Origin of the sequence: uncultured Agathobaculum sp. (assembly GCF_963927765.1) — a bacterium.
GTDB lineage: Bacteria > Bacillota > Clostridia > Oscillospirales > Butyricicoccaceae > Agathobaculum.
Genome location: NZ_CAWVCU010000106.1, coordinates 1 through 23862 on the forward strand (window position 1 = coordinate 1; position 23862 = coordinate 23862).

The following is a 23862-nucleotide window of genomic DNA, read 5'->3' on the forward strand; positions in this document are numbered from 1 at the left end:
CTGATTGGCTTTTTGCCCACATTGCTTTTAGCCAATGCCTACACTCCCTCTTTTTTGTTCTTACATGTTTCCGCCTGCATACAGCACGGCGGCCAGCGCCGCAACCGGCGCTGTCTCGCATCGCAGGATGCGCGTGCCCAGTGATACACTTGTCAATCCCGACTTGACTGCGAATGCGGCCTCCTCCGGCGCGAAACCGCCCTCCGGGCCAATCACCAACGAAACCGTCTCTCCGACTCCGTTCGACAATATGTCACGCAGGCCGGTCTGCCGTTCATTTTCGTAAAAAAACAGCGCGGTTTGACTTTGCGCCGCCCGCTCCGCCGCCTGCTCGAACGACACGACGGCATGTACGGCAGGCAAATATCCTCTGCCGCACTGCTTTGCGGCTTCCAGCGCAATTTTCTGCCAGCGCTCCACTTTTTTCTCGGTCTTATCCGGCCGGGAAACACAATTTTTGGACAGATACGGCACGATCTCCCGCACGCCCAACTCAACTGCCTTCTGCACAATGAAATCCATTTTATCGCTCTTCGGCAGCGCCATATACAATGTCAGCTGCTGCCGCGGCTCGGTTTCGGCCGGATGGCTGTCCTGCACACGGCAAACGACCGCATCCTTTTCGACCGATTCGATCGTGCAATCAAAATCCGTGCCCTTGCCGTCGCACAGCGTCACCGACTCGCCCGGATGCAACCGCAGCACACGTCCCGCGTGATGCGCATTGTCTCCGTGCAGCGTCAGCACACCGTTTTCCGGCTGTTCGGCCACAAAGAATCTCGGCATAACAATCAAGTAACCTTTCCTATTCTATCAAAAAAAACGCACTTTTGCAAGTGAACATTCCGTGAATTACTTTTTTGCGGTAAAAGCGCTCCAATCTTCGCTCTGCGCATGCAATAAAATCGCAAAACCGTTTTGCTCCAGCGCGGCGCGCACCTCGTCCGCACGCTCGTTGAGGATGCCCGAGCAGATCAGATGACCGCCCGGCAGCAGCTTGTCCGCAAACATCGGCGCCATGCCGATGATGACGTCCGCCACGATATTTGCCACGATGATATCGTAACCCGCACCGATCTCCTCCGCCAACTGCGGATTGCGCAGCGCATCGCCGCACAGTCCCTTGCCGATGGAAACGTGATTTTTCTCGGCATTTTCCTGTGCGGTTTTCAGGCAGTTTTCGTCAATATCCACCACGGTTTTCACATCCGCGCCCAGCATTGCCGCAGCAATGGCAAGAATGCCCGAACCGGTACCCATATCGAGCAGGGTATCGCCCGGCTGAACCATTTTCTCAAGCGCCGCCATGCAGAGCTGCGTGGTGTCGTGACTGCCTGTGCCAAAGGAAGAGGCAGGGTCAATTTCCAGTATCTTTCTGCCCTGTGCGTCCTCTACCGTCTCCCATGAAGGCTTAATCATAAAGGTATCGCCCACCGGGAAGGGCTTAAAATACTGCTTCCAGCCCCATTCCCAATCTTCCTGACGGGTCAGGGCGGTTTCGGTGCACAGACGGCCCCATGCATGATCCTCGTCCCGCGCTTTCAGGTTTTCCAGCGCGGCGCAAATCGACGCATACTGCTTTGCACCGGCTTCATCGTCCGACAAATAGATTTTCAGGCAGGTTTCCTGCGCACGCTTTTCGCGCACCAGATCCTCGTCCACATAGTCCCAGTAGATCTCGGTATCCTGCAAAAATTCTTCAAAATCCGCAGCGTCCTCAAGCACATAGCCCTCTACACCTTGATCCTCCAGCAGCGCCTCGACCGGGCCGATACCGGCTGTTGTCGTGTAAATGGTAACTTCTTTCCAGTCCATTGCATTCCTCCACATGTCTTGCTGTGCCGCAGCGTCCTTTTCCTCCGGCCCAAAGTTTATAAACGGATCAAACCGTATTTTTGTTCCAGATAATGCAAAACCTCTTCTGGCTGCTCCCATGTGCCGTCATACAGCGCAAGACCCGGATACACGCGCAGGCCCTGTTCAAGCAGCTCGGCCGACTCCGCGCACAGGCACAGCGGCCGGGAAATCATATACCAGTATTCCTCCAGCGCGATCACATCATCCTCGGTTTCCAGCAGAAGCTTGAGTGCGCCCGCGTCATCCTCCGCCTCGATCAGCGCTTCCTCGAGCCGCGGCCCGCATTCGATCTCATCCGAAATATCAATCGTCGGGTCGATGAAATGCGCATTTTTGCCGTCCGGCGCCAGAATAAAATCATCATGGTCGCGCTCGACCATCGCGCCGCCTGTATGGGCATCAATGGCCTCGAGCAGGCGTGCGGTATCGTCATGCTCCGCCGGCAGGAAAATCTCTGTGTTATATAGCGGGGTCTGCGCGCGCAGCCATGCGGAATGTACGCACACACCGAGCGACAAACGGGCATACGGCGCCGTCATATCGAGCGCCTCGGTGATCGACTGCGGATCATGCGCGGTCAAAATGACTGTCGTCACGCCGATACGCTGCAACACCCCAACCGCCGCGCGGATATCCGTACCGTCGGACAGGCGGCCTTCATCATCCTCTACCAGCAGCTCCGCGATCACCGTGCGGCCGCACAGGTCGCCCAGCGCGAGCACCGCCGCGCGCAGCGCCGCAAAGGTTTGCGCACCGCGCAGACAATAAAACGCGGCATCATCATGCAAAAGCGGACGGAACGCCTGCTTGCACTGCTTCATATACACCGTTGTGATCGGCCGCCCACACTCTTCCGCATCCGGAACCGGCGGACAATCCAGCATCAACCCGACCGGCAGCGGCGCAAGGCTTTGCGCCCAAGCCGTACAGGTTTCTCCGTCCGGTGCGATCGCGCCTGCAAACCGCTCTGGCTGCTTCTGACAAAGCGGCAGCGCTGCCGGATCGGTGAGCAAAATCTGGGGTTTATGTTCCATCGGGCATAAAGGAATATCCAATGTCGTTTTTCCTCCCAAGAAGAATACCGTCCAATTAGTTTTTCTTCCAGCTGCCATCCGGCAGCGCAGTATATTGCTGCGGCTCAGCCGCCGCCAGCTTGCCGATCTCCAGTGCGGTAAGCAGCTGCTCGTCCAGTTCGTAGGTCTGTCCGTCCAATGTCTGCATGGCCGCATCGAGCGCCTGCAGCATTTCAGACGAAGCGTACAGCTGCGGTTCCATCTCATAGCTTTCAAGGAACGACTGCACTGCACTCATTACGCTGCTGTCGAACGTATTGGTTGCCTCATCCAGCAGGCCCAGCAGCACCAGCCGCTCCGTCATGGCATAGACGTTGTCCGACTGCGTGCCGAAGCGTATGTCCTGCGTCGTATCCAGCGGTGTCAGGCGCTCCGCATTGACGGTCACGGTGCGGTTCTCAATCTGGATATCCGGCGTCAGGCCGATCCCTTCCCAGCAGCCCTGCTCGGGCAGTTCCAGCTGGAGCGTGGTAATCACCAGCTTGTCGCCATTGATCAGGTCGAGATGATACTGACCCTGACCCTTGCCATAGGTCTTTTCACCGACCAGCACAGCTGCGCCGTTGTCCTGCAGGCTACCTGCCAGCAGCTCTGCCGCCGAAGCCGTGCCGCCGTCCACCAGTACAATAATTTTGTTCAGCGGCAAGCCGCCTCCGGTGGAGAAATACTCCTCCAAACCGCCCATATCCTCACGCCAGCGCACACCGGCAAGGTAGACGTTCGCATCCTGCACCATGGCATCTGCCATTCGAAATGCAATATCAATCACACCGCCGCCGTTACCGCGCAGATCCAGAATGACCGCGCGGGTGTTCTTTTCGTCCAGTCCCTGCCAGATTTCCGAAAAGGCCGTCCAGTCGTTTTCCGAACCCATCGCACTGACCTTGATGTACTCCACGCCGTCAGCCATGGTCTGACTGGATACATAGACCTGATTGACCTGTCGCCGTACGCAGGTGACGGTCAGCTCTCGCCCCTGCCGGCGCACCGTGATGGCCACTTTCGTGCCTTCCTGCCCGCGCAGCAGCTCCGCTACTTCCGTATTATTCATCTGCGTGGCATCTTTACCGTCCACCACAATGATCAGATCGCCAATTTCCAGACCCGCTTCCTCCGCCGCGGAGTAGCGCATCACCTCACTGACCACAACGCCGCCGGAGCCCTGCTGAAGCCCCACGCCAATGCCGACAAATCCCTCCAGCGTGGAAAAGCCCTCAGAGTATTCCTCGCTCGACAGATACATGGAATGCGTATCGAGCAGAGAAAGGATATCGTTAATGACGTTGTACATTTCCTCCGGATGCTCCTGCAAATACTTATTGATGTAATTTTGCAGCACATACGGGTTGTTTTCCGCCTTAAGCCCAAACGTGTCGATCAGCGCCCAAACACCGTCAAACCAGGTTTCACTCTGTCCGTCCTGTGTGATCGCACCGGCCGGCACAATCAGCGTCGCCGACAGCGCCAAAGCCGCCAGCCTCTTTGCAAACTTTTTCATATAAATCTCCATTTTCAGAGAAGCAACTGCGCTTGCGCGCCCATTCAAGCAGAAAATTCTTCCAAACGAAGAATTTTCATCAAAACCCGCGGCATGTACGTGGGTTTTGATACAAGAAGGAAGAAAAGTTTCGCGTGTCGGAACTTTTCTTCCTCTAGGTTTCATCCGCGCCCACGGCGCGGTGGAACCCAAACTCGTTCCAACCTGTACGGTTGGAACGAAGTTTTACATCGTTTCCGGTGCCTCCACGCCGATCAGGCCGAGCGCGTTGGCGATCGTCTGCCGCGCGGCCAGGCACAGTGCCAGACGCGCCGCGCACAGTTTTTCGTCGTCGCACTTGATGCGGCAGGCATTATAGAAGTGGTGGAACTGCTGCGCAAGCGCCACGGCATACTTGTTCAGGCGCGACGGATCGCGGCTGGTCGCAGCCTGCACGATCTCCTCCGGCAGCAGCGCGATGGTCTTGACGAGCTGCCGCTCGTCCGCGCTCGTCAGCACGGACAGATCGACCGTTTTCAGGTCCGGCATGGGCACACCACCTTCGGTGCAGTTCTTGATGACCGAGCAGATGCGCGCGTGCGCGTACTGTACATAGTAGAGCGGGTTGTCCGAATCCTGCTTGACCGCAAGGTCAAGGTCGAACTCCATCTGGGTCTCTGCCGCGCGGGAATTGAAGAAGAAGCGCGCCGCATCGACCGGAATTTCGTCCAGCAGGTCGGTTAAGGTAAGGCTTTTGCCCGTGCGCTTGGACATGCGGACGACCTCGCCGCCCTGCATCATGCGCACCAGCTGCATGAGCACAATTTCCAGACGGTGCGAGCCATCCAGACCCAGCGCGTCAAGCGCGCACTGCAAGCGCTTGACGTGTCCATGGTGGTCTGCGCCCCAGATATTGATGACACGGTCAAAGCCGCGCTTTTCAAACTTGTTGCGGTGGTACGCGATATCCGCCGCAAAATAGGTGTAAAAACCGTTGGCACGGCGCAGCACATCGTCCTTGTCGCAGCCGAAGTCAGTCGAACGCAGCCAGAGCGCGCCGTCCTCGGTCTCATAGGTCGCGCCCTTTTCGGTCAGCATGTCGATGGTTTCCTTGACATAGCCGCTCTCATGCAGCTCACTCTCGCGGAACCAAACGTCATAGTTGATCTTATAACGCTTGAGGTCGCGCTCCATGCGCGCGATATTAGTCGGCAGACCGTAGCCCTCGATGATGGCAAAGCGCTCCTCCGGCGTTTTGTCCATCAGGCTGTCGCCATACTGCTCGACAAGATCATGCGCCAGCGCCTTGATGTCGTCGCCCTGATACCACGAGGGGGCAAATTCGATCGCGTCCTCGCCGCGGATCTCCTGAATATAGCGGCCTTCCACCGAGTGGGCAAACTTATCGACCTGATTGCCCGCGTCGTTGATATAGAATTCGCGCGTCACGTCGTTACCCGACCAGTCGAGTACGGATGACAGGCAGTCGCCCAGCACGCCGCCGCGCGCGTTGCCCATGTGCATCGGGCCGGTGGGGTTGGCGGACACGAACTCGACCATCACCTTTTCCGGCGTTTTGGTCTGGCTGCGGCCATAATCCGAGCCGCGCTCAAACACGTCGCGCACCGCTTTTTCGTACCAGTTCTGTCCGAGGGTAAAGTTCATAAAGCCCGGACCGGCGATCTCCACCTTATCAAAGCAACTGTCCGCCAGTTCCAGATTGCTTACGACCGCCTCCGCAATCTTGCGGGGCGCCATACGCAGAGGCTTGGCGCACTGCATGGCAAAGGTGGAAGCCCAGTCACCGTTGGATGCGTCCTTCGGGGTCTCAACCGCGACGGGCGGGATGTCGCCTTCGGGCAGCTGCCCTGCCGCCACAGCCTTATGGTAAGCCGCCTCGACCACACGGGTGGCCTCGGCACGCGCAAATTCATATGCGTTCATCTGTTCACTCTCCGTTATTCTTTTTCAAACCTATACCGGCTGCGTGGATACCACCATTTCAAAATGATGCTCGCCCATCAGCGAGTGATCCACCTCCACCGTATAGTCAATCACCAGTTCGCCGCCGTTTTCCCCCACGGTGTTGCGCACGCGCGAGGTGTGGGTGGAAACCGTCATTTCCGCGCCGATTGGCGTCTGATACAGTCCTACATGCCGCTCGTCCTCGGCAAACAGCATGTGCGAAGGGAATGCGCCCGTGCGGATGAGCGCGACTGTCTTGCCGTCCAGCTTGACTGTGGTCTTAGTGCCCTCCAGCCCGGTCAGCTCGCTCTCCTCATAGGCGATGTAATATTTGCCGCCGCGCTCGTACAGCGTCGCGGCTGTTACCAAATCAATTTTCTCCTCATCGCAGCCGGTAAACTGCTGCTTGGAGGAAATCGACAGCCAAACATCTTTTTTCATAACACACTCCGTTTATGCCTGTGTCAATAGCTCGAAATATCGACCAAGCCCGCGCCCACGTCGATCTGCTCCTGCAAAAACAGACCGGCAAGCTGGTCAAATCCGTCCGGATCGTCCGAAACGAAATAGCGGGTCTTGCCCGGGCCACCGGCTGGGTCGAACTGCGTCGAGGCAAGATTTGCCGCCTCCGCACCCGAGTCGATCAGCGTCACATCCGGGCCCATAAAGTCCCCGATCACGCCTTCCAGCAGCGGATAATGCGTGCAGCCCAGAATCAGCGTATCCACGCCCGCCTCTTTGAGCGGCGCGAGGTACTCCGCTACGACCGTTTCGATCACCACATCCCCGCGCTGCACGCGGCCGTTTTCAACCAGCGGCACAAACAGCGGGCAGGGCTGGGTGTACAGCGTCAAGCTGCCGTCCGCATGGTGCAGATAGCGCTCATACGCGCCCGACCGCACGGTTGCGGCGGTGCCGATCACGCCGACCTTGCCGTTTTGCGTCATCGTCATCGCGCGGCGGCACGCAGGCTCAACCGTGCCGATGATCGGGATATCGTTCTCATGGCCGAGCAGATCGAGCGCGACCGAAGAAACCGTATTGCAGGCAATGATGATGGCTTTCAGGTCAAACTGCCGCAGGAATGCAACATCCTGCCGCGCGTACTTAATAATCGTGTCCCGCCCGCGCGTACCATACGGCACGCGGCCGGTATCACCGAAATAGATAATATCCTCGTCCGGCATAAGCGCGTGCAGCCGCCGCACGGCGGTCAGCCCGCCCAGACCGGAATCAAACACGCCGATCGCGCGATTATCCATGATGCTCCTCCAGCGCCAGCTCGATCAAACGATCCAGCAGGGCGGGATAGCGCAGGCCTTCATAATCAAACAGCTTGGGGTACATACTGATCGAGGTAAAGCCCGGGATCGAATTCAGCTCATTGAACACGACCTCGCCGTCCTTATGGGTAACAAAGAAGTCCACGCGGGACAGGCCGCGGCAACCGAGCGCGGTATACACGCGCAGCGCGTTCTGCCGGACGGTCTCGATCTGGCGCTCGGTGATGTGCGCCGGAATATACAGCTTGGAGCTTTCATCCTTATATTTGGCGTCAAACGTATAGAACTCCTGCGTCGGCGCGATCTCGCCCACAGTGGACGCGACCGGCTTCTGATTGCCGAGCACCGCGCACTCGACCTCATGTCCGTCGATAAACTCCTCGACCAACACCTTGCTATCCAGCTTGAACGCCTCGGTCAGACCGGCGGCCAGCTCGAGCATATTGTTCGCCTTGGCAACGCCCACCGACGAGCCCTGCGAGCAAGGCTTGACAAACACTGGGAACGCGCCGAGCGCGTCGGCCGCCGCACGGACAACGCCTTCCGCGCCGCGCTCAAAGTCATGGCGCAGGGCGAGGTAATATTTTGCCTGCCGCACGCCTGCCGTATATACAATGGCCTTGGTGATCGACTTATCCATCGAGTTTGCGCTCGCCGCTACGCCGCAGCCCACATACGGGATGCCCGCCAGCTCCAGCAGGCCCTGCATCGTGCCGTCCTCACCGCCGATGCCATGCAGCACCGGGAATACACAGTCCATGCGGATGTGCTGCACGCCGTCCTCGGTAAACAGCGTCAGGCCGTGCACGCTGCGGTCGGGAGACAGCACCGCCGGAACCTTATCCGTCATGCGCTCCCACGAGCCGTTTTCCACGCGGTCCGCGTCGCAGGTCGGGCAATAGAACCATTTGCCCTCCTGCGTGATGCCGACCGCATAAATCTCATATTTATTCTTGTCCAGATTGCGCAGAATGGACGCGGCGGACAGGCACGAGATATCATGCTCACTCGAAACACCGCCGAACAATACCGCCAGCTTCATTTTTTCTCATTCGCCCCTTCTCATTCAATACTTTCTACTCATACAGAAAACATTATACGCCATTTCTCCCGCGAATACAATGCGAAATCGCGCTTTTCCGCGCATCGTTTCTACAAAATTTACAATTTCTTCACACTATTTTTTTAGATGCCCGTTGACACGCTATATTATATTCTATATAATATTATTGCAAACACAAAAGAGAGGTGATACCCTATGTCATACCCGATCGCCTCCTCCCTGCTCGACGGCATCGTGCTTGCGGTGGTCGAGCGAGAGAGTACTTACGGCTACCGTATCACGCAGGATGTACAAAAAGTGCTGGAAATTTCCGAATCAACGCTGTATCCCGTACTGCGCCGCCTGCAAAAGGACGGTTGCCTGACAACCTATGACGAAGCCTTTGCCGGGCGCAACCGGCGATACTACAAAATCACTGAGCATGGCCGCGCGCAGCTCCGGCAGCACCGCATCGACTGGCAAAACTACCGGAACGGCATCGACGCGATCTTTTTTGGAGGGGATAGCCAATGAACAGAACTGAATACATGGCGGCGCTGCGACGTGCGCTTTCCGCCCTGCCCGAGGAGGAACGCGCCAGTGCCCTGCGCTATTATGAGGAATATTTCGACGACGCCGGCCCGGAAAATGAGCAAAAGGTGATCGCCGATCTGGGCGCGCCCGAAAAGGTCGCCGAGCAGATCCTTGCCGATTATCGGGAACTGACAGCCGTGCCGCCCTCGTCCAAAGACACGGCGCCGCAGCCGAAAAAGCGCCGCTGGCGTGGGATCAGTCCATTGCTGCTGGTCGTACTGGTGCTGCTCGCCCTCCCGTTGGGCATCCCGCTCGCGGGCGTGCTGGTCGGTGTGATCGCAACCGTTTTCGGCGTACTGCTGGCTGTCGCACTGGTGGCGCTGGCGTTCATCGTGATTGTGCCGCTCGGCCTGCTGGCAGCGGGCGTTGTCCTGTGCGGATTCTCGTTCACCCTGTGGAGCATCCCAGCCAGCGCAGTGATGACCCTTGGCTGCGGCCTTGCGCTGTTCGCACTGGGCATTCTGGTCTCGCTGCTGATGATCAAGCTATGCATCCTGTTTGTGCCGCCGCTGTTTCGTCTTTTGGTCGCCATTCTTCGCTGGCCATTCGACAAGCTTCGCGGCCGCACCCGCAAAAACGGAGGTGACGCGCAATGAAAAAACTGGTTCTTGCCTGCTGTGCCGTGCTGGCAGTCGGCTGCTGCATGATGGTGGGCGGCTGGGCCGCAGGCGGGCAGCTGTACGGCTCATATTACAACGGCGTGCTGCATCCGGTGACCGAAAGCCTGCACGACATATCGGATTTTCTCAGCGGTCGTCTGCATTACCATACATGGTGGTCGGATGACGATTGGCACAGCGGCTGGTTTACAGATGATTTCAGCGACCGCGTCGAAGATGTGGTCAACCAAAAGGTCGACGCCGCGCTCGATCGTCTTGATACCGACTGGTCTCAAGCTGAGACCGGAACCCTCCCACCGTTTTCCCTGCCCAAAGCTTCTTTGGACAACATCCGCGAGCTGGAGCTGACCTGCAAAAGCGGCACCGGCAGCCGCTTCACCATTGAAAGCGGCATGGACTATGGTCTGGAAGGCGATTTCTCCATCGTAACCAATGAGTTTGACCACGAAAAGTGGGAACTGGAAATCACCTGCAACGGCGACGAGGTCACCCTGATCCTGCCGGAAAGAGTCTCCAGCTATGGCGATATCGAAATCACCTCCCGACTGGATGCTTCGATTGATATTGCCATCCCGCTGCGTGCATCAAAAATCGACTTATATGCAGAAAGCGGCTCGATCGACGCCGACCTGCTATCCGCCCGCGAACTGGATCTGTCGGTCAGCGACGGTCTATTGTACGCTTATCTGGACGGCAATGCGCAAAACTACCACATCGAAGCCAAAAGCAACTACGGCCCCGCCACCCTCAACGACGAGGAGTTGGTCGGCCCAAGCACGGGCGTTTCGCGCTACGACAACCGAAAATCCGTCAGCAATCCCATCAATGAATTAGAGATTCACGTGAACGGCGGCGGAACCGCCGAACTGTATACCATGGAGTGACGGCAGCGCCGTCTCCCCCTTGACGAACCCCCAAAAACAACGTATGATAGATGAAAAGGAGTTTTTACTATGAATGGCAAGAAATTATACCGCAGTGAGTCCGACCGCATGCTGTGCGGTGTATGCGCGGGTATTGCTGAATATTTTGGCCTCGACCCGACACTCATTCGCCTTGCCTGGGCTTTTCTCTGCTGCTTCGGCGGTACCGGCATTCTGGCCTATATCATTGCCGCCATCATTATCCCCAGCCAGAGCAACGTCCAGTAAAACCCCTCCCCTAACGAGAGGATGTGCCCCCTTATGAGCGAAAATCAGAAGCCGTTGGCTGACGAACAGATCGAATCGGAGCAGCCCGTTTCGGAAACTTTGGAAACGGAAGAAACGGTTCTGCCCGCAGAAACCAACAGCGATGAAGCAGTCGAAACAACGGATGACAGCACTGAGGAAGAAGAGGAAGATATCGACCCCGCCGATGTGCGAATCTTTGGCTTGCCGCGCGTGGGCTTCCACTGCACCGCATTCGGTGTGGCAGCCGGTTATATCGCCTGCGGCCTGCTCGGTCTGGCTGGCTTCAACCCGCCCAATGCAACCGTTTGCGCCATTGTATGCGCCGCGATCGGCTATTTTATCGGCAACCGTCTGTATAAAAAACGAAAAGCTGAACGCGATGCCGCAGAGCAAAGCACGGAAAGCGCAGAATAACAGACAAAAAAGCAGCGGATCATCCATCCGCTGCTTTCGCTTTTGTGGTATAATAAGAATACTCCATCAAATGACACCAAGGAGAGTGCATTGCATGAAAACCGCCGTTGTTTATTTCTCTCAGGGCGGCGCAACACGGTCCTTTGCCCGCGCAGAGGCCAACGCGCGCGGCGCCGACCTGCTGGAAGCTGTACCTGTAAAAAAATATAACCCGCTGACCGCGGTCACGCGCGGCTGCCCTGCCGCCATCCGGCAGAAAAGCGTGCCGCTGCAGAACAATCCCAATCTGTCCGAATACGAGCGCATCGTCCTCATGGCGCCGGTATGGGCTGGTTTTCCCGCCCCGCCGTTCAACACCGTGGTCAATTTGCTGCCCTCCGGCAAGGAGGTAGAGGTGTTGCTCGTCTCGGCCAGCGGCAGCAGCGAAAAAAGCCACGACAAGGTGCGTGCCCTGATCCGCAGCAAGGGCTGCAAAGTGGTCGCCCAGCGGGATATCCGCTCTCACCAATGAGGAATTATACCTATATCCTGCGCTGCGCGGACGGCACACTGTACTGCGGCTGGACCAATGATCTGACCGCCCGCTTGGCAGCGCATAACAGCGGCAAAGGTGCGAAATATACCCGCGGTCGTGGTCCGGTCATGTTGGTATACAGCGAAATGTTCCCCACCCAAAGCGAGGCCATGCGGCGGGAGGCGGAAATCAAACGGCTCAGCCGCACGCAGAAGCAGGCGCTGATCAAATCGCAAAACAGTGGCGAATTGCTCACGGTTTACGATGTGAACGGACAAGCCTGCGGAGAGCGCCCGCGTTCCGTCGTGCATGCGCAAGGGTTATTTCATCACGTCTGCCACCTGTGGACGGTCGGCATCTGGGACGGTACCCCCGGCTTATGGCTGCAGCAGCGCCAATTTGACCGTCCGCTGTACCCCGGCGGCTTTGATCTATCCGCCACTGGACACATCGACCCCGGTGAAACACCGCAAACCGCCATGCTGCGCGAAGCCCGTGAGGAAAGCGGGCTTATTCTGCGCCCGGAGGATCTTCTCGCGGCAGGCAGCTTCCGCCAGCAATATGCACGCGGCGAGGACGGCGGTTTTGACGACGAGCTGGCCTTCGCCTTTCTCACTCATATTGACGGAATCCCGCCCTTTGCGCCCGGCTGCGAGGTCGCAGACATGGTTTTTGTCGCACTTTCCGATTTTTCCGCCGCGCATGACGCACCGCATGATCTGCCCGCCCGCCGCATAGACGGCAGCGCACGGACTATCCCCCACGAAAGCCTGTGCTGCCTGCACCAGAGCGAATGGGAAGGCGTTCAGCCTTTGCTGGAGCAGCAGCTTCAGAGATAACTCTTTACAAATGACAGAGAAAACGCCGCCGCACGGTCACAATCGACCGCGCTGCGGCGTTTTTTATGCAGCAAAACAAACCACATCACGCTTACGGGCGCACCCGCATGATGGTGAAATGGAACAGATCGCTGCGCAAATAGTCAAGCGAGTAAATGAGCGGATTGCCACGTGAATCATAATGATATTGACGGAATCCAAACGCATCGCAGCCCTCCGGCAGCTGCAATGCAGCCCGCAGTGGATCATCCTGCGACGGGATAAACAACTCGGTCAGCGCACGGCTGATCCGGATGCCGTGTTCCTGCTCCAAATAGGCAAACAGGGACGCGGTCACATGCTCGCGCAGCTCCGGTGCATATTTGCGCGGCAGATAGCTCTGACTGGCCGAAATAATACCGCAATCCGCATGCCGAATACGCCGCAGGATAAAAAACTCTTCGGTTTCCGGCGTTTCAAAAAAACTGCTGACATCCGATGGCGCATACCCCACCGAGCATTCCACATGCGACTCTTCCTCGTGAATGCCTGCTGCCGCAATCATTTTGCTCATGCTTTGCAGCTGGGACAGGTCGTTGGCAATACGGCGGGGCCGCTCCAACAGATAGGTGCCCGAGCCATGCTTGGACACCAAAAGCCCGTCGCTGCGCAGCAGACTGAGCGCCTTGCGCCATGTCTCCCGGCTGACCTCCAGGCGTTCCGCCATGCTCACTTCGGACGGAAGCTTGCTGCCCGGTGCAAACTCTCCCGCCTGATACAATGCCAAAAAGGCCTCTTTTGCGCGTAAGGCAGAAGATTTTTGCTGCATATATGGTTCCTCCTTCTGTCGCGCGCACGCCCGCTCTGACCGCGCCGCCATTTTAATATGTACTATTATATACGGTTTTGACAAAAGTGCAAGTTTTCCCTTGTCAGCACGGAAATTTCACTGGTCATATTACATAATTTCACCAGTCCAAATCGGCGTACACGGCCGCGATGTGTCCACCTCGGATCTGCTGCTGCAACTATCCGCGATCCCGCAGGTTTCCTCCATCAACATTGATGCGCTGTGATCTTCCCAAAGCCGATATATTTCCGACTTGGATCACAGTGTGCTTCTACTTCTTTTCTTGCTATCACCATTTCTTTTCCATGAAAAAGCGTGTCGCAATGCGACACGCTTTTTCTACTTCTGCACAGACGCACACCTTTTATCCGCGCCATTTTGCCAATTCTTTTCACACTTCTCACAAAATATTTTTTGCATTTTTAGATATTCGGTGCGTTGACTTCAACCGACCTCAAGCGTATTATGAATTTACAAGACTGAAGAATGTATACATAATACAGTATTCAGTCTACAATCGCCAATGAGGACAGGTGAAGCAAATGAAAACCTTTTCCATCCCATATTACAGGTCATCCCTCGAACTGCATGTGGACGAAAAAAACCTGCACGCTGTGCTGAACTCCCGCACAGACGAATATGATGCCGGTAAGAGCGAAGCGGAGCTGGTGCGCCATGCATTGGAACACCCGATCGGCACTCCCCGTTTGCGCGAACTGGCAAAGGGAAAGCAAAAAATCGTGTTGGTTACCAGCGACCATACCCGCGCCGTTCCCAGCAAGCTGACGCTCCCCATTCTGCTGGAAGAAATCCGCGCCGGTAATCCGGATGCGGATATCACGATCCTGATCGCAACCAGCCTGCATCGCCCCACCACCGAGGAGGAACAGCGCCGGATGTTTGGCGACAACATTGTCGATCACGAAAACATTGTGGTCAATCAGGCCTTTGTCGACGAGGATTTTGAGCAGGTATGCACGCTTCCCTCGGGCGCGGAGCTTTGGGTCAACAAATTGGCGCTGCACTGCGACCTGCTGATCACCGAAGGCTTTATCGAACCGCACTTTTTCGCCGGTTTTTCCGGCGGCCGCAAGAGTATCCTGCCCGGCATCTGCAACGCCACGACGGTCAATGAGAACCATTCTTATAAGGCTATTTCCAGCCCCTACTCTACAACAGGCGTGCTGGAACATAATCCCATCCACGAGGATATGGTATGCGCGGCACGCGCGGTCAATGTACAGTTCATCCTGAATGTAGCACTTAATGCAGAGAAAAAGGTCATTGCGGCCTTTGCCGGCGACTTGGAGCAGGCGCATGCCGAAGGCGTGTCTTTTGTGCGCAGTCTGGCACAGTGCCCGAGCGTGACAGGCGATATCGTCATCACCTCAAACGGCGGCTACCCGCTCGACCAGAACCTGTATCAAAGCCCCAAAGCGGTGGCGACCGCGGAAGCCTGCTGCCGTGACGGCGGCGTGATCATCATGTGCGCTTCTTGCTGCGATGGCATGGGCGGCACGCATTTTGAAAAGCTGATCGTCAAGGGCACGGTGGACGAGATCGACGCCTATTTGTCCAAGATCCCGCCCAAGGAAACCATTCCCGAACAGTGGTGCGCGCAGATTTTTGCCCGCATCCTGAAAAAGCACAAGATCATTCTGGTGACCACCTATCTGGATCACGAACTGGTGCGCAAGGCCAATATGATCCCGGCCTCCTCGCCCGACGAAGCGCTGCAAATGGCATACGAAATGATGGGCAGCGACGCACGCGTAGTCGTCATTCCGGACGGTGTCGCCGTTCTGGCAGTCAAGGAGTAAGGAGGATGCATAATGGAACGGAAACTGGCGCTCAAGGTCGATGATCTGGATAACGTGGCGACCCTGTTCGCAAACGATATCACGGACGGCACCACGGTCGAGGTGCGGGACAAAAAAGGGCACACAGAAGAGATCGTCGTGCATGGCGACGTGCCGTATGGCCATAAAATCGCCCTGTGCGACATTGCCAAGGGCGAAAAAATCATGAAGTACGGCGAATGCATCGGCGCTGCCAGCCAGCCCATCCATAAGGGCGATTATGTGCATATACATAATCTGGACGCGCTGCGCGGCCGCGGCGATTTGTGAGGAGGAACGACATATGGGCTATACCTTTCAGGGCTACCGGCGGGCCAACGGCAAATTCGGCGCCCGCAATCTGGTTGCAGTCATCCCAAGCGTCATCTGCGCCAACGATGTTGGGCAGGCGATCTGCCGGCAGGTGCAGGGAACCATCGGTTATTTTCATCATCAGGGCTGCTGCCAGCTCCCGCTTGACCTCAAGCGCGTCACGGATACGCTGTCCAACCTTGGGCAAAGCCCCAATGTGGGCGCAGCGCTGATCGTCAGTCTCGGCTGTGAGGGTACGGATCATGAGCGTCTGGTGGAAGAGATCCGCGCCACAGGCAAGCCGGTCGAGATCATCCGCATTCAGGAATTGGGCGGCACTTCCCGCGCCATTCAGGCAGGCATCGACGCTGCACAGCGTCTGGTGCAGCAGATCTCCGGCTTGCAGCGCGAACCCGTCGATATTTCCAATGTCGTTATGGCCATCAAGTGCGGCGCGTCGGATACCACCTCCGGCATGGCCTCCAACTGCGTGATCGGCTATGTGGCGGATAAACTGGTCGACTTGGGCGCGACCGTGGTATTTGGTGAAACGACCGAATTTCTCGGCGGCGAACACATTCTCGCCCGCCGTGCGGTAGGCGGCGAAAACGGCCCGGTCGGGCAGAAAATTTATGAAATCGTCAACCGCATGGAGGCACGCGCCAAGTCCATCGGTGAGGATATGCGCGGTGGCCAGCCGACGCCGGGCAACATCGCAGGCGGTCTTTCCAGCATCGAGGAAAAGAGCCTTGGCGCCATCGTCAAGTCGGGTCACCGTCCCATTCAGGGCGTACTGGAATACACCGACCGCATAGACGATCAGAAAGGTCTGTGGATCAAGGACGCGCCCGGCCGCGAACCGGAAATTCTGACCGGTATGGCCGCCACCGGTGCGCAGCTGATGCTGTTCTCGACCGGCCGCGGCGCACCGCAAGGATTCCCGTCCATGCCGGTCGTAAAGATTTGCGGCAACCCGAACACCTTTGAACGCATGCAGCACGATATGGATCTGAACGCTGGCCGGATCATCACCGGCGAAAAGACCATCGAAGAAGTGGGCGAAGAAGCATTCGATCTGCTGCTGCGCGTGCTTTCCGGACAAATGACCAAAAATGAAGCGCTGGGCTATTTCGGCTCCATGGATATTTTCTGCCTTGGCCCGGTGATCTGACTCAACCCCATTGCTGCACCGGGGAGGTGAAGCATTGCGGCAGGGCACTGGTCTCTGCCATTGCAAAAACAGACAAGGGCGGCGCGCCGCCCAAGCATCTATCCAATGAGAATTCGGTTTGTTCCTAAGGGGGTAAAACAATGTTTAGTCCTGTCATAGCCATGTGGATCGGCATTATTGTCATGATGGTGCTGATTATCTTTACCAAAGTACATCCATTCCCGTCGTTGATTATTTCGGCCATCCTGATTGCGGTGCTGGCCATGCCGTTCGGCGATGTGACCAGCCTGACCGCGTGCATCAGCACGGTAACGACCGGTTTCGGCAATACCATGGCCAGTATCGGCGTTGTCATCGGCTTCGGCTGTATCATGGGTATTTTTCTGGAGAAAAGCGGCGCTGCCAAACGAATGGCGCTGACCATCCTCAAGCTGGTCGGCGTGAAAAACTGCGACGTCGTGCTGGGTCTGACCGGCTGGGTCGTTTCCATCCCGGTATTTTGTGACTCCGGTTTCGTCATTCTGTCCTCGCTGGCCAAGGAGTTCTCCCGTCTGACCAAACGTTCTATGGTTGGTCTGGGCGGCATCCTCGGCATGGGTCTGTACATCACACACTTCATGGTTCCGCCAACCCCCGGCCCGCTGGCCGTTGTCAGCACATTTCAGGAAAACGGGCTTGCCATCGACCTTGGCATTTATATCCTGTGCGGCATTGCCATTTCCATTCCCCTGTTTATCTTCTCCGTTCCGCTGTTCCGCTACTTCGGCCGCAAATTCCCCAACCTGATCGTCCCCTATGAGATCGACCGCTCGAAATACACGCCCGAACAACTCAAGGTTCTCGACCGCATCCACGAAAAGTACAAGCGCAATGAAGATCTGGTGACCGAGGACTTTGCCGAGCTGCTGGCGGCTGAAAAGCTGCCGAGCGCTTTCCTATCCTTCGCTACGCTGCTGGTTCCGATCCTTCTGATTTTCGCCAACACACTGGTCGGCCAGATCACCTCGCTGGACGGCACGCTTGTGGCCGACATCATCGAATTCCTCGGCCAGCCGGTCATGGCGCTGTTCATCTCGTTGTGCATGGGCGCATTCCTGCTTTGCAGCAACTTTGACAAGAAAACCTGCATCAACCTGATGCAGGAAGCCTGCCGCGACGCAGGCCCGATCGTATTCATCACCGCAGCCGGCGGTGCCCTGGGCGCAGTCATCAACGCAACCGGCGCTGCCAAGATCATGGCCGACGCGATCGTAGCAGCTGGCGTTCCGGGCATCCTGATTCCGATCATCACCGGCGTGATCATGCGCTTCCCGCAGGGCTCCGGCACCACAGCAATGATCACTGGCTCTGCCATCGTCGCCCCCGATGCTGACGGCTGGCTTGAATGTTAACCCCTATCTGGCAGCTCTGGCGCTCTGCCTTTCCACTATGTGCCCGAGCTACCTGAACGATTCGTACTTCCATGTTGTGACCAACTTCTCCGGCATGGATATCAAGACCAGTCTCAAAACCTGGTCGGTCGCTTCGATTCTGATTCCGGTCTTTGGCTCTGTGATCTTCGTTATCCTGTCGCTCTTCATCCATTGACGGATAACATCAAAAATGGCTGCCGCGTTTGCGGCAGCCATTTGACTATTCCAGACAACGAGTGCGTCCCTCAAGCCGTTCCGTTTTTTTGCAGCTGATCCTTGATGCATTGGCACGCCAGCTCCAAGTGAGTGCGGTTGATCCGATCCGCTTCCTCCGTTTCTCCATGTGTCAGCGCATGGATAATCTTGCGATGCTCCTCCAGCGAATCATCAAACCGGGTGCGGTCCGCCAAAGAGAATACACGGAACTGCTGGTTCATCGAACGCACACGCGCATAGGTTGAGTTGACCAGGCTGTTATCTCCCAATGCCACGATCGCGTCGTGCAGTTCTTCATCCGCGCGGGTATACTGCTCCACATTATTCTCGGCACGGGTTTTCTCCAACATCTGCAGGATATCAAGCAGCTGCTGCTTATGCTCCGGAGTCATGCTTTTCTGGCTCCTGGAAATGCTGTAGCTTTCCAGCATTACACGCATATCAAAAATTTCATCAATATCCTGACAGGTGAACTCCTTGACATACGTCCCCTTATTCGGCACGATATACAGCAACCCGTCCGATACCAAACGGCGCAGCGCTTCCCGCACCGGGCTTCGGCTGACCCCCAGCGCTTCCGACAACTCAATTTCCTGCAACCGGGCGCCCGGCGCAAAACGCCCTTCACAAATATCCTTCCGTAGGATAGTATATACTTGATCTCCCATCGTCTGAATGGATCTATTCGCGGCCATTTTTTTGCCTCCTGACAGCATTCGGACTCCTGACTCCATCTTAGCAGTTTTTCAATATTTTGGCAAGATTTTCCCGGCTCATTGCAGGACGGAGGCGCGATTGTTCCCCGCTCGCTGCAATTTACCTGCGCTTACCGAACAGAAAAGGGTGAAAACATGAATATGAGAAAAGACGCGGCGCAAATCATGCAAGCGTCGCTTCACGCGGTTTTACCGGATGCAGCTGTACGCCGCGCGCTCCAATCGTTCCGACAGCCGGAGGGCCGGCTCGTGATGGTCGCACTCGGCAAAGCGGCTTGGCAAATGGCGCATGCCGCGAGCGATGCGCTTGGCAACGCCATCGAGGAAGGTATCGTAATCACCAAATACGGGCATGACATGGGTCCCATTCCACGTACCGCCATTTGGCAGGCCGGACATCCCATCCCCGACCAGAATTCCTTCGACGCCACCGCAGCGGCAATCGAACTTGTCCAGCCGCTGCGACAGCAGGATACCGTTCTGCTGCTGATCTCCGGCGGCGGCTCCGCCCTGTTTGAAAAGCCGCTTTGCCCACCGGACGAACTGACCGACATGACCGATCAGCTCATGCGCTGCGGCGCAAACATTGTGGAAATCAATACGCTGCGCAAGCGCGTTTCCGCCGTCAAGGGCGGACGCTTTGCCCAGCTCTGCGCACCGGCGCAGGTTTTTTCCATCGTCCTGTCCGATATCGTGGGCGACCCGCTGGATATGATCGCTTCCGGTCCCGCCTATCCCGATCAATCCACGAGCGAACAGGCAATCAGCATTGTGCAGAAATACGGGCTGCACCTCAGCCCGACGATCCTATCCCTGCTTGAGCAGCCACTGCCGCATACCTTGGACAATGTGGAGACCCATATCACCGGATCGGTACGCGAATTATGCACTGCTGCGGCAGCGCAATGCCGCGCATTGCGTTACGATCCCGTTATCTTAACCGACAGCCTCAGCTGTGAAGCACGTGAAGCCGGCAGCTTTTTGGCCGCTGTCGCACAATATCAGGCGCGCATCTGCCAAGCCCCCTGCGCCTTCATCGCAGGGGGTGAAACCGTTGTACATATTACCGGGACGGGCAAAGGCGGGCGCAATCAGGAGCTGGCGCTCTCTGCGGCACGCGGTCTGTCCGGCATTCCCAATGCCGTGCTGTTCTCTGTGGGTTCGGACGGAACCGACGGCCCCACCGATGCCGCGGGCGGCATAGTGGACGGCAGCACGCGCGACGCACTGCTCGCGCAGGGCATTGGGATCGAAGCGGTCTTGCAGCAAAACGACGCCTATACCGCGCTCGACCGCGTGGGCGGTCTGATCCGCACCGGACCAACCGGCACCAACGTCAACGATGTCGCCGTCCTGCTGCTGCGGCCACATCCGTAGTACGGAAAGAAAAACGGTACTTTCTTCATGAAAGCGCCGTTTTTCTTTGCCGTTTTTTCGGTCCTATCCTGCCGGGCGCTTATGCTGCATCTACGGCAGTTTTTTTCGAGAATGAAACCAAGCCGGTGCGATCCAATGCAACCATCAGCGCTGGAATCAGCACCAACTGGAGAATGATGCCGGGAACCGCGGTCAATAGCGCGCCGCTCAGGAACAGTTCCCAAGTGAATGTCTGACCGCCCAGACCCAGCAGAATGATCTCTGCCACGCCCCACACGATGCGGCCAACCACCATTGCAACCAGCAGCGACCGATAAAGCGCAAAGATGCATTTCCAACGCGAATGCGCATAGAGTGCACCAACCACCAGACCATAGGTTGCCAGTTCAAACGACATCGCAATGCCAGTCGGATAAATCGGCGGCATGCCAAAGAGCACATAGCGCAAGAGCGGCAGAATGAAGCCAACGATTGCGCCATACTGCCAGCCGCAGATCAGGCCGCAGATGAGCACCGGGATATGCATTGGCAGCAGCATGCTCCCGATCTGCGGGATCTGTCCGGTGAAAAACGGAAGGATCAATCCCAGCGCAAGAAACAACGCGGCCAAAACCAGATTACGAATGGATTTTTGCATGATAAAACGCTCCTTTAAAAGTCTTTCCGAGCTGTTTCTTCTGAAACAGTACCGCCTTCATGGCTTTTTCCAGGAGGTGTCAGGGGAATCAAACTGCCTTCTTGGCAGAAAATCAATTTATATGCAAAGCGAATCAAACGATTCGCCAAAAAACGAGCTGGTGTCGATCACCATCGGATGATAGGACATCGGATCGCATTGTGCATGATACCGCTGCTCCATCGGAATCCAAACGCGCTCGAACATTTCAAAATATGCGCCTTCCCGCGTTTGCAGCCGTGTTTTCTGCTCCTGCTCGGAACAGGTGAGAAAAACGCACAGATCATACGCATCGGCCAGCTGCGGATGCAAGGAATAGCTGCCTTCCACTACGCTGAGCGGTGCAGGCTCCACCGCTTGCGGCTGACCCAATTGCTGCGCGGCACAGTCAAAGATGCGCTGATATACGGTCTCACCCGTCTGTGCCGGCTGTATGACCTCTGTTTGCAGCCGTTCCAAATCCATGTTGCCGGCGGGCTGCTGCTGCCAATCCGCCGTGCGCCTTGCAATCGGCAGATAGTAATGATCGGTATGGAACACCCGGCACGGAAACAGCGTTTCCAAAAGTGCTGCCAAATGTGTTTTGCCGCTGCCGCAGCAGCCGTCAATGGCGATCAGCAGCAGACGTTTTTCCTGCATTTTCTGCATGATCCGCAGCAAAAGCGAAAAATATCCGGCATATTCCTGCCGCAGCAGCCGGTAATGCGGCTGATACGCTGCGCGGAACTGCGCGCTGTGGTGAACAGGCAACGCAGCATCCCATGCTGCTTCTGCGATCCACCGGCGCAGGTCAGGCTCTTCGGCGCCGAGCTGCTCCAACAACCGACGCAGCTGCAACAGGCTTCCATGACAATGCTGCGCCGTCTGCTGCATCAATTCTGCCAGCAAGCGCGCAGCCTCCGGGCAAAATGCACCGGGCCGCAGCGGAAACCGGCATAAGCCTCCGCCAATGCGCTCCGCTCCGTCCGGTGAAACGGTTTCCGGAACGGTTTTCCATTCCTCTGCAATGCCGGCTGCCAGCGCTTCGACCTCTTCACCCAAATGCATCGGGCCGAGAACGCTTTGATAGAGCAGCTTGACGCAATCCTGCGGTTCCATCAGCGGATACCGCGTGCGATGCGCGCGCAGAAGCGCTTTGTAATCTTCCCCGCTCATTCCGCGATAACCTGCATCACAACCTGCACAGCACGGCGCAGATATTCTTCCATGCGGCAGTCCTCCGTCCCGGCCACATAAATGCCGCACGTAGAGGACGGGATCAATATTTTCTTTGCGTCAGCGCCCGAAATCGCGGTTGCCATTTGGGGCGAAACCTCTCCCAGAATGCCGTTGGCCATCACGACGCCGATCGGCCCCAGAATGACATCCGCACGCGCTGCATTGAACACAATCGCATTTTCACCCGTTGCGCCATGGCTGGCGCCTGCTTTCAGCATGGCATTGGTCGCCAAGACATTGGTGCCGACGCCGATCAACTCACAATGCTCCGGCAGGCAAGCACGCAGCAGCTTTACCAACTGACTGCCGATGCCGCCGCCCTGTCCGTCAACCACCAGAACGCGACAGACATTTGACTGATTCCTCATGTTCCAAAAACCTCTTCACAGGCTGTTCCAAAGCAGCCGATCTATTGTTATTATTATATCACATTACGGTGCAAAAAGGAAGCGATGCCACACTTTTCTCCCGGTAAAACCATTCAATTTACAAATACAGGAACAAAAAAGTGGTGCGTCCATCTTGGCGCACCACTTTTATCCATTGTGTGTTTTCAGCCCGAAGCGGCAATTATCGGCTCAAGGCTCCGATCGCAATATTGACCACCAGACACGCCGCCGCACCAACCGCGCAAAGCACTGCGCGCTGCCGGCAAGCCTTTGCCTTGGGATCAGCCTGCTTATCCTCGCCTTCCGCACGGCCGCAGATCATGCCGTACCGCATCTGCTGGAAAACCGTCAGCGCTGCCAACACCGCAAATGCGAGCAGCAGCACGCGCTGTACCGTCTGCATATCAGTGCACGAGGTTGAGCACCAGCGCGGCAATCACGAACACAACGCCCACAACCGAAGTCAGGCGGGCAAACACCTTATCCGCTGCCGTGGCCTTACCTGCGCCGAAGAAGGTTTCCGCGCCGCCGGAGATCGCGCCCAGACCCTGCTGTGCGCCGCTCTGCAGCAGAACCACAACGATCAGGAACAAGCTGGCAACGATCATTACGATCGAAAGTGCAATTTGTGCGGTAGTCATAATTACGATTCCTCCACTATTTTTTCATTCCGTTTATCGCGCCAAAGCATGGCACGCTCTATTTGCGTACATGATATTATAGCACAATAAATGCAAAATTTCAAGTGTTTTTTCTCAAAACCGGCTGCAACGAAAGTTGTAATATTAAAGGTAACAAGAGGACTTAATCTTGTTACCTCATTTTTTTGCTCGAAAGAAGCAGAAAAATTGCAAAACA

The 23862-nt window shown here is 56.7% G+C and carries 29 protein-coding genes; 13 read left to right on the forward strand and 16 right to left on the reverse strand.

The window, feature by feature from the left end:
• Positions 1-60: 60 nt before the first annotated feature.
• From ABGT74_RS09740 to ABGT74_RS09775, 8 genes are all read right to left on the reverse strand, one after another.
• Positions 61-786, reverse strand: a complete 726-nt coding sequence (locus tag ABGT74_RS09740) for a 16S rRNA (uracil(1498)-N(3))-methyltransferase (RefSeq protein ID WP_346705391.1) — start codon at positions 784-786, stop codon at positions 61-63.
• A gap of 66 nt (positions 787-852) precedes the next feature.
• Positions 853-1815 (reverse strand): 50S ribosomal protein L11 methyltransferase, encoded by a 963-nt coding sequence (prmA, locus tag ABGT74_RS09745; protein ID WP_346705392.1) that lies wholly within the window; start codon positions 1813-1815, stop codon positions 853-855.
• 56 nt (positions 1816-1871) lie between these two features.
• Positions 1872-2912, reverse strand: a complete 1041-nt coding sequence (locus tag ABGT74_RS09750; protein WP_297284440.1) for a hypothetical protein — start codon at positions 2910-2912, stop codon at positions 1872-1874.
• A 34-nt stretch (positions 2913-2946) separates the two neighbouring features.
• The gene (locus ABGT74_RS09755; RefSeq protein ID WP_346705393.1) at positions 2947-4428 is read right to left on the reverse strand and encodes a S41 family peptidase; all 1482 of its coding nucleotides are present in this window, start codon (positions 4426-4428) and stop codon (positions 2947-2949) included.
• A 225-nt stretch (positions 4429-4653) separates the two neighbouring features.
• On the reverse strand, positions 4654-6351 hold the full coding sequence (gene argS / locus ABGT74_RS09760) for an arginine--tRNA ligase (RefSeq protein ID WP_346705394.1): 1698 nt from the start codon (positions 6349-6351) through the stop codon (positions 4654-4656).
• 30 nt (positions 6352-6381) lie between these two features.
• Complete coding sequence (locus ABGT74_RS09765) at positions 6382-6813, reverse strand: DUF1934 domain-containing protein (protein WP_346705395.1); 432 nt, start codon at positions 6811-6813, stop codon at positions 6382-6384.
• A 23-nt stretch (positions 6814-6836) separates the two neighbouring features.
• A complete protein-coding gene (murI, locus tag ABGT74_RS09770; protein ID WP_297283824.1) occupies positions 6837-7634 on the reverse strand; it encodes a glutamate racemase in 798 nt (265 codons plus the stop codon).
• A complete protein-coding gene (locus ABGT74_RS09775) occupies positions 7627-8697 on the reverse strand; it encodes a D-alanine--D-alanine ligase family protein (protein ID WP_346705396.1) in 1071 nt (356 codons plus the stop codon). The genes murI and ABGT74_RS09775 overlap by 8 nt, the downstream gene beginning before the upstream one ends.
• Before the next feature lie 216 nt (positions 8698-8913).
• On the opposite strand from ABGT74_RS09775, the gene ABGT74_RS09780 reads away from it, so the two are divergent.
• From ABGT74_RS09780 to ABGT74_RS09810, 7 genes are all read left to right on the forward strand, one after another.
• Positions 8914-9231, forward strand: a complete 318-nt coding sequence (locus ABGT74_RS09780; protein WP_297283822.1) for a PadR family transcriptional regulator — start codon at positions 8914-8916, stop codon at positions 9229-9231.
• Positions 9228-9887, forward strand: coding sequence for a DUF1700 domain-containing protein (locus ABGT74_RS09785; protein ID WP_346705397.1), 660 nt, complete (start codon positions 9228-9230; stop codon positions 9885-9887). Before ABGT74_RS09780 ends, ABGT74_RS09785 begins: the two co-directional genes overlap by 4 nt.
• Entirely contained in the window at positions 9884-10795 is a 912-nt protein-coding gene (locus ABGT74_RS09790) for a hypothetical protein (RefSeq protein WP_346705398.1), read from the forward strand. The genes ABGT74_RS09785 and ABGT74_RS09790 overlap by 4 nt, the downstream gene beginning before the upstream one ends.
• A gap of 69 nt (positions 10796-10864) precedes the next feature.
• Positions 10865-11062 carry a PspC domain-containing protein gene (locus ABGT74_RS09795; protein WP_297283819.1) on the forward strand — a complete coding sequence of 66 codons (198 nt, stop codon included), beginning with the start codon at positions 10865-10867 and terminating at the stop codon, positions 11060-11062.
• A 33-nt stretch (positions 11063-11095) separates the two neighbouring features.
• Positions 11096-11497, forward strand: coding sequence for a DUF2273 domain-containing protein (locus ABGT74_RS09800; protein WP_346705399.1), 402 nt, complete (start codon positions 11096-11098; stop codon positions 11495-11497).
• A gap of 94 nt (positions 11498-11591) precedes the next feature.
• Positions 11592-12008: a hypothetical protein gene (locus tag ABGT74_RS09805; protein WP_346705400.1), complete on the forward strand. Its 417-nt coding sequence runs from the start codon at positions 11592-11594 to the stop codon at positions 12006-12008.
• Positions 12005-12850: a GIY-YIG nuclease family protein gene (locus ABGT74_RS09810; protein WP_346705401.1), complete on the forward strand. Its 846-nt coding sequence runs from the start codon at positions 12005-12007 to the stop codon at positions 12848-12850. Before ABGT74_RS09805 ends, ABGT74_RS09810 begins: the two co-directional genes overlap by 4 nt.
• Before the next feature lie 91 nt (positions 12851-12941).
• Here the strand turns inward: ABGT74_RS09810 and ABGT74_RS09815 are convergent, their stop codons facing one another.
• On the reverse strand, positions 12942-13658 hold the full coding sequence (locus ABGT74_RS09815; protein ID WP_346705402.1) for a GntR family transcriptional regulator: 717 nt from the start codon (positions 13656-13658) through the stop codon (positions 12942-12944).
• Positions 13659-14221: 563 nt separating this feature from the next.
• Between ABGT74_RS09815 and larA the strand changes: the two genes are divergently transcribed.
• The 5 genes from larA to ABGT74_RS09840 all read left to right on the forward strand — a co-directional run bounded on the left by larA (position 14222) and on the right by ABGT74_RS09840 (position 18587).
• Entirely contained in the window at positions 14222-15499 is a 1278-nt protein-coding gene (larA, locus tag ABGT74_RS09820) for a nickel-dependent lactate racemase (RefSeq protein WP_346705403.1), read from the forward strand.
• A gap of 12 nt (positions 15500-15511) precedes the next feature.
• Complete coding sequence (locus tag ABGT74_RS09825) at positions 15512-15808, forward strand: UxaA family hydrolase (protein WP_346705404.1); 297 nt, start codon at positions 15512-15514, stop codon at positions 15806-15808.
• Positions 15809-15821: 13 nt separating this feature from the next.
• Positions 15822-17000, forward strand: coding sequence for a UxaA family hydrolase (locus ABGT74_RS09830; protein ID WP_346705405.1), 1179 nt, complete (start codon positions 15822-15824; stop codon positions 16998-17000).
• A 140-nt stretch (positions 17001-17140) separates the two neighbouring features.
• Entirely contained in the window at positions 17141-18391 is a 1251-nt protein-coding gene (locus ABGT74_RS09835) for a GntP family permease (RefSeq protein ID WP_346705406.1), read from the forward strand.
• A complete protein-coding gene (locus tag ABGT74_RS09840) occupies positions 18381-18587 on the forward strand; it encodes a hypothetical protein (protein ID WP_297283806.1) in 207 nt (68 codons plus the stop codon). Before ABGT74_RS09835 ends, ABGT74_RS09840 begins: the two co-directional genes overlap by 11 nt.
• A 70-nt stretch (positions 18588-18657) precedes the next feature.
• Here ABGT74_RS09840 and ABGT74_RS09845 read toward each other — a convergent pair whose 3' ends face one another.
• On the reverse strand, positions 18658-19323 hold the full coding sequence (locus tag ABGT74_RS09845; RefSeq protein WP_346705407.1) for a GntR family transcriptional regulator: 666 nt from the start codon (positions 19321-19323) through the stop codon (positions 18658-18660).
• A 156-nt stretch (positions 19324-19479) separates the two neighbouring features.
• Between ABGT74_RS09845 and ABGT74_RS09850 the strand changes: the two genes are divergently transcribed.
• A complete protein-coding gene (locus ABGT74_RS09850) occupies positions 19480-20721 on the forward strand; it encodes a glycerate kinase (RefSeq protein WP_346705408.1) in 1242 nt (413 codons plus the stop codon).
• 79 nt (positions 20722-20800) lie between these two features.
• Here ABGT74_RS09850 and ABGT74_RS09855 read toward each other — a convergent pair whose 3' ends face one another.
• The 6 genes from ABGT74_RS09855 to ABGT74_RS09880 all read right to left on the reverse strand — a co-directional run.
• The gene (locus tag ABGT74_RS09855) at positions 20801-21358 is read right to left on the reverse strand and encodes an ECF transporter S component (RefSeq protein ID WP_346705409.1); all 558 of its coding nucleotides are present in this window, start codon (positions 21356-21358) and stop codon (positions 20801-20803) included.
• 117 nt (positions 21359-21475) lie between these two features.
• On the reverse strand, positions 21476-22552 hold the full coding sequence (locus ABGT74_RS09860) for a hypothetical protein (protein WP_297283802.1): 1077 nt from the start codon (positions 22550-22552) through the stop codon (positions 21476-21478).
• Positions 22549-22983, reverse strand: a complete 435-nt coding sequence (locus ABGT74_RS09865) for a DUF3842 family protein (RefSeq protein WP_297283801.1) — start codon at positions 22981-22983, stop codon at positions 22549-22551. Before ABGT74_RS09865 ends, ABGT74_RS09860 begins: the two co-directional genes overlap by 4 nt.
• Positions 22984-23185: 202 nt before the next feature.
• A complete protein-coding gene (locus ABGT74_RS09870) occupies positions 23186-23407 on the reverse strand; it encodes a hypothetical protein (protein WP_297283800.1) in 222 nt (73 codons plus the stop codon).
• Between the two features lies 1 nt (position 23408).
• On the reverse strand, positions 23409-23645 hold the full coding sequence (secG, locus tag ABGT74_RS09875) for a preprotein translocase subunit SecG (RefSeq protein WP_297283799.1): 237 nt from the start codon (positions 23643-23645) through the stop codon (positions 23409-23411).
• Positions 23646-23647: 2 nt separating this feature from the next.
• Positions 23648-23862: hypothetical protein (locus ABGT74_RS09880; RefSeq protein ID WP_346705410.1), on the reverse strand; the 215-nt coding region annotated here is incomplete at its 5' end.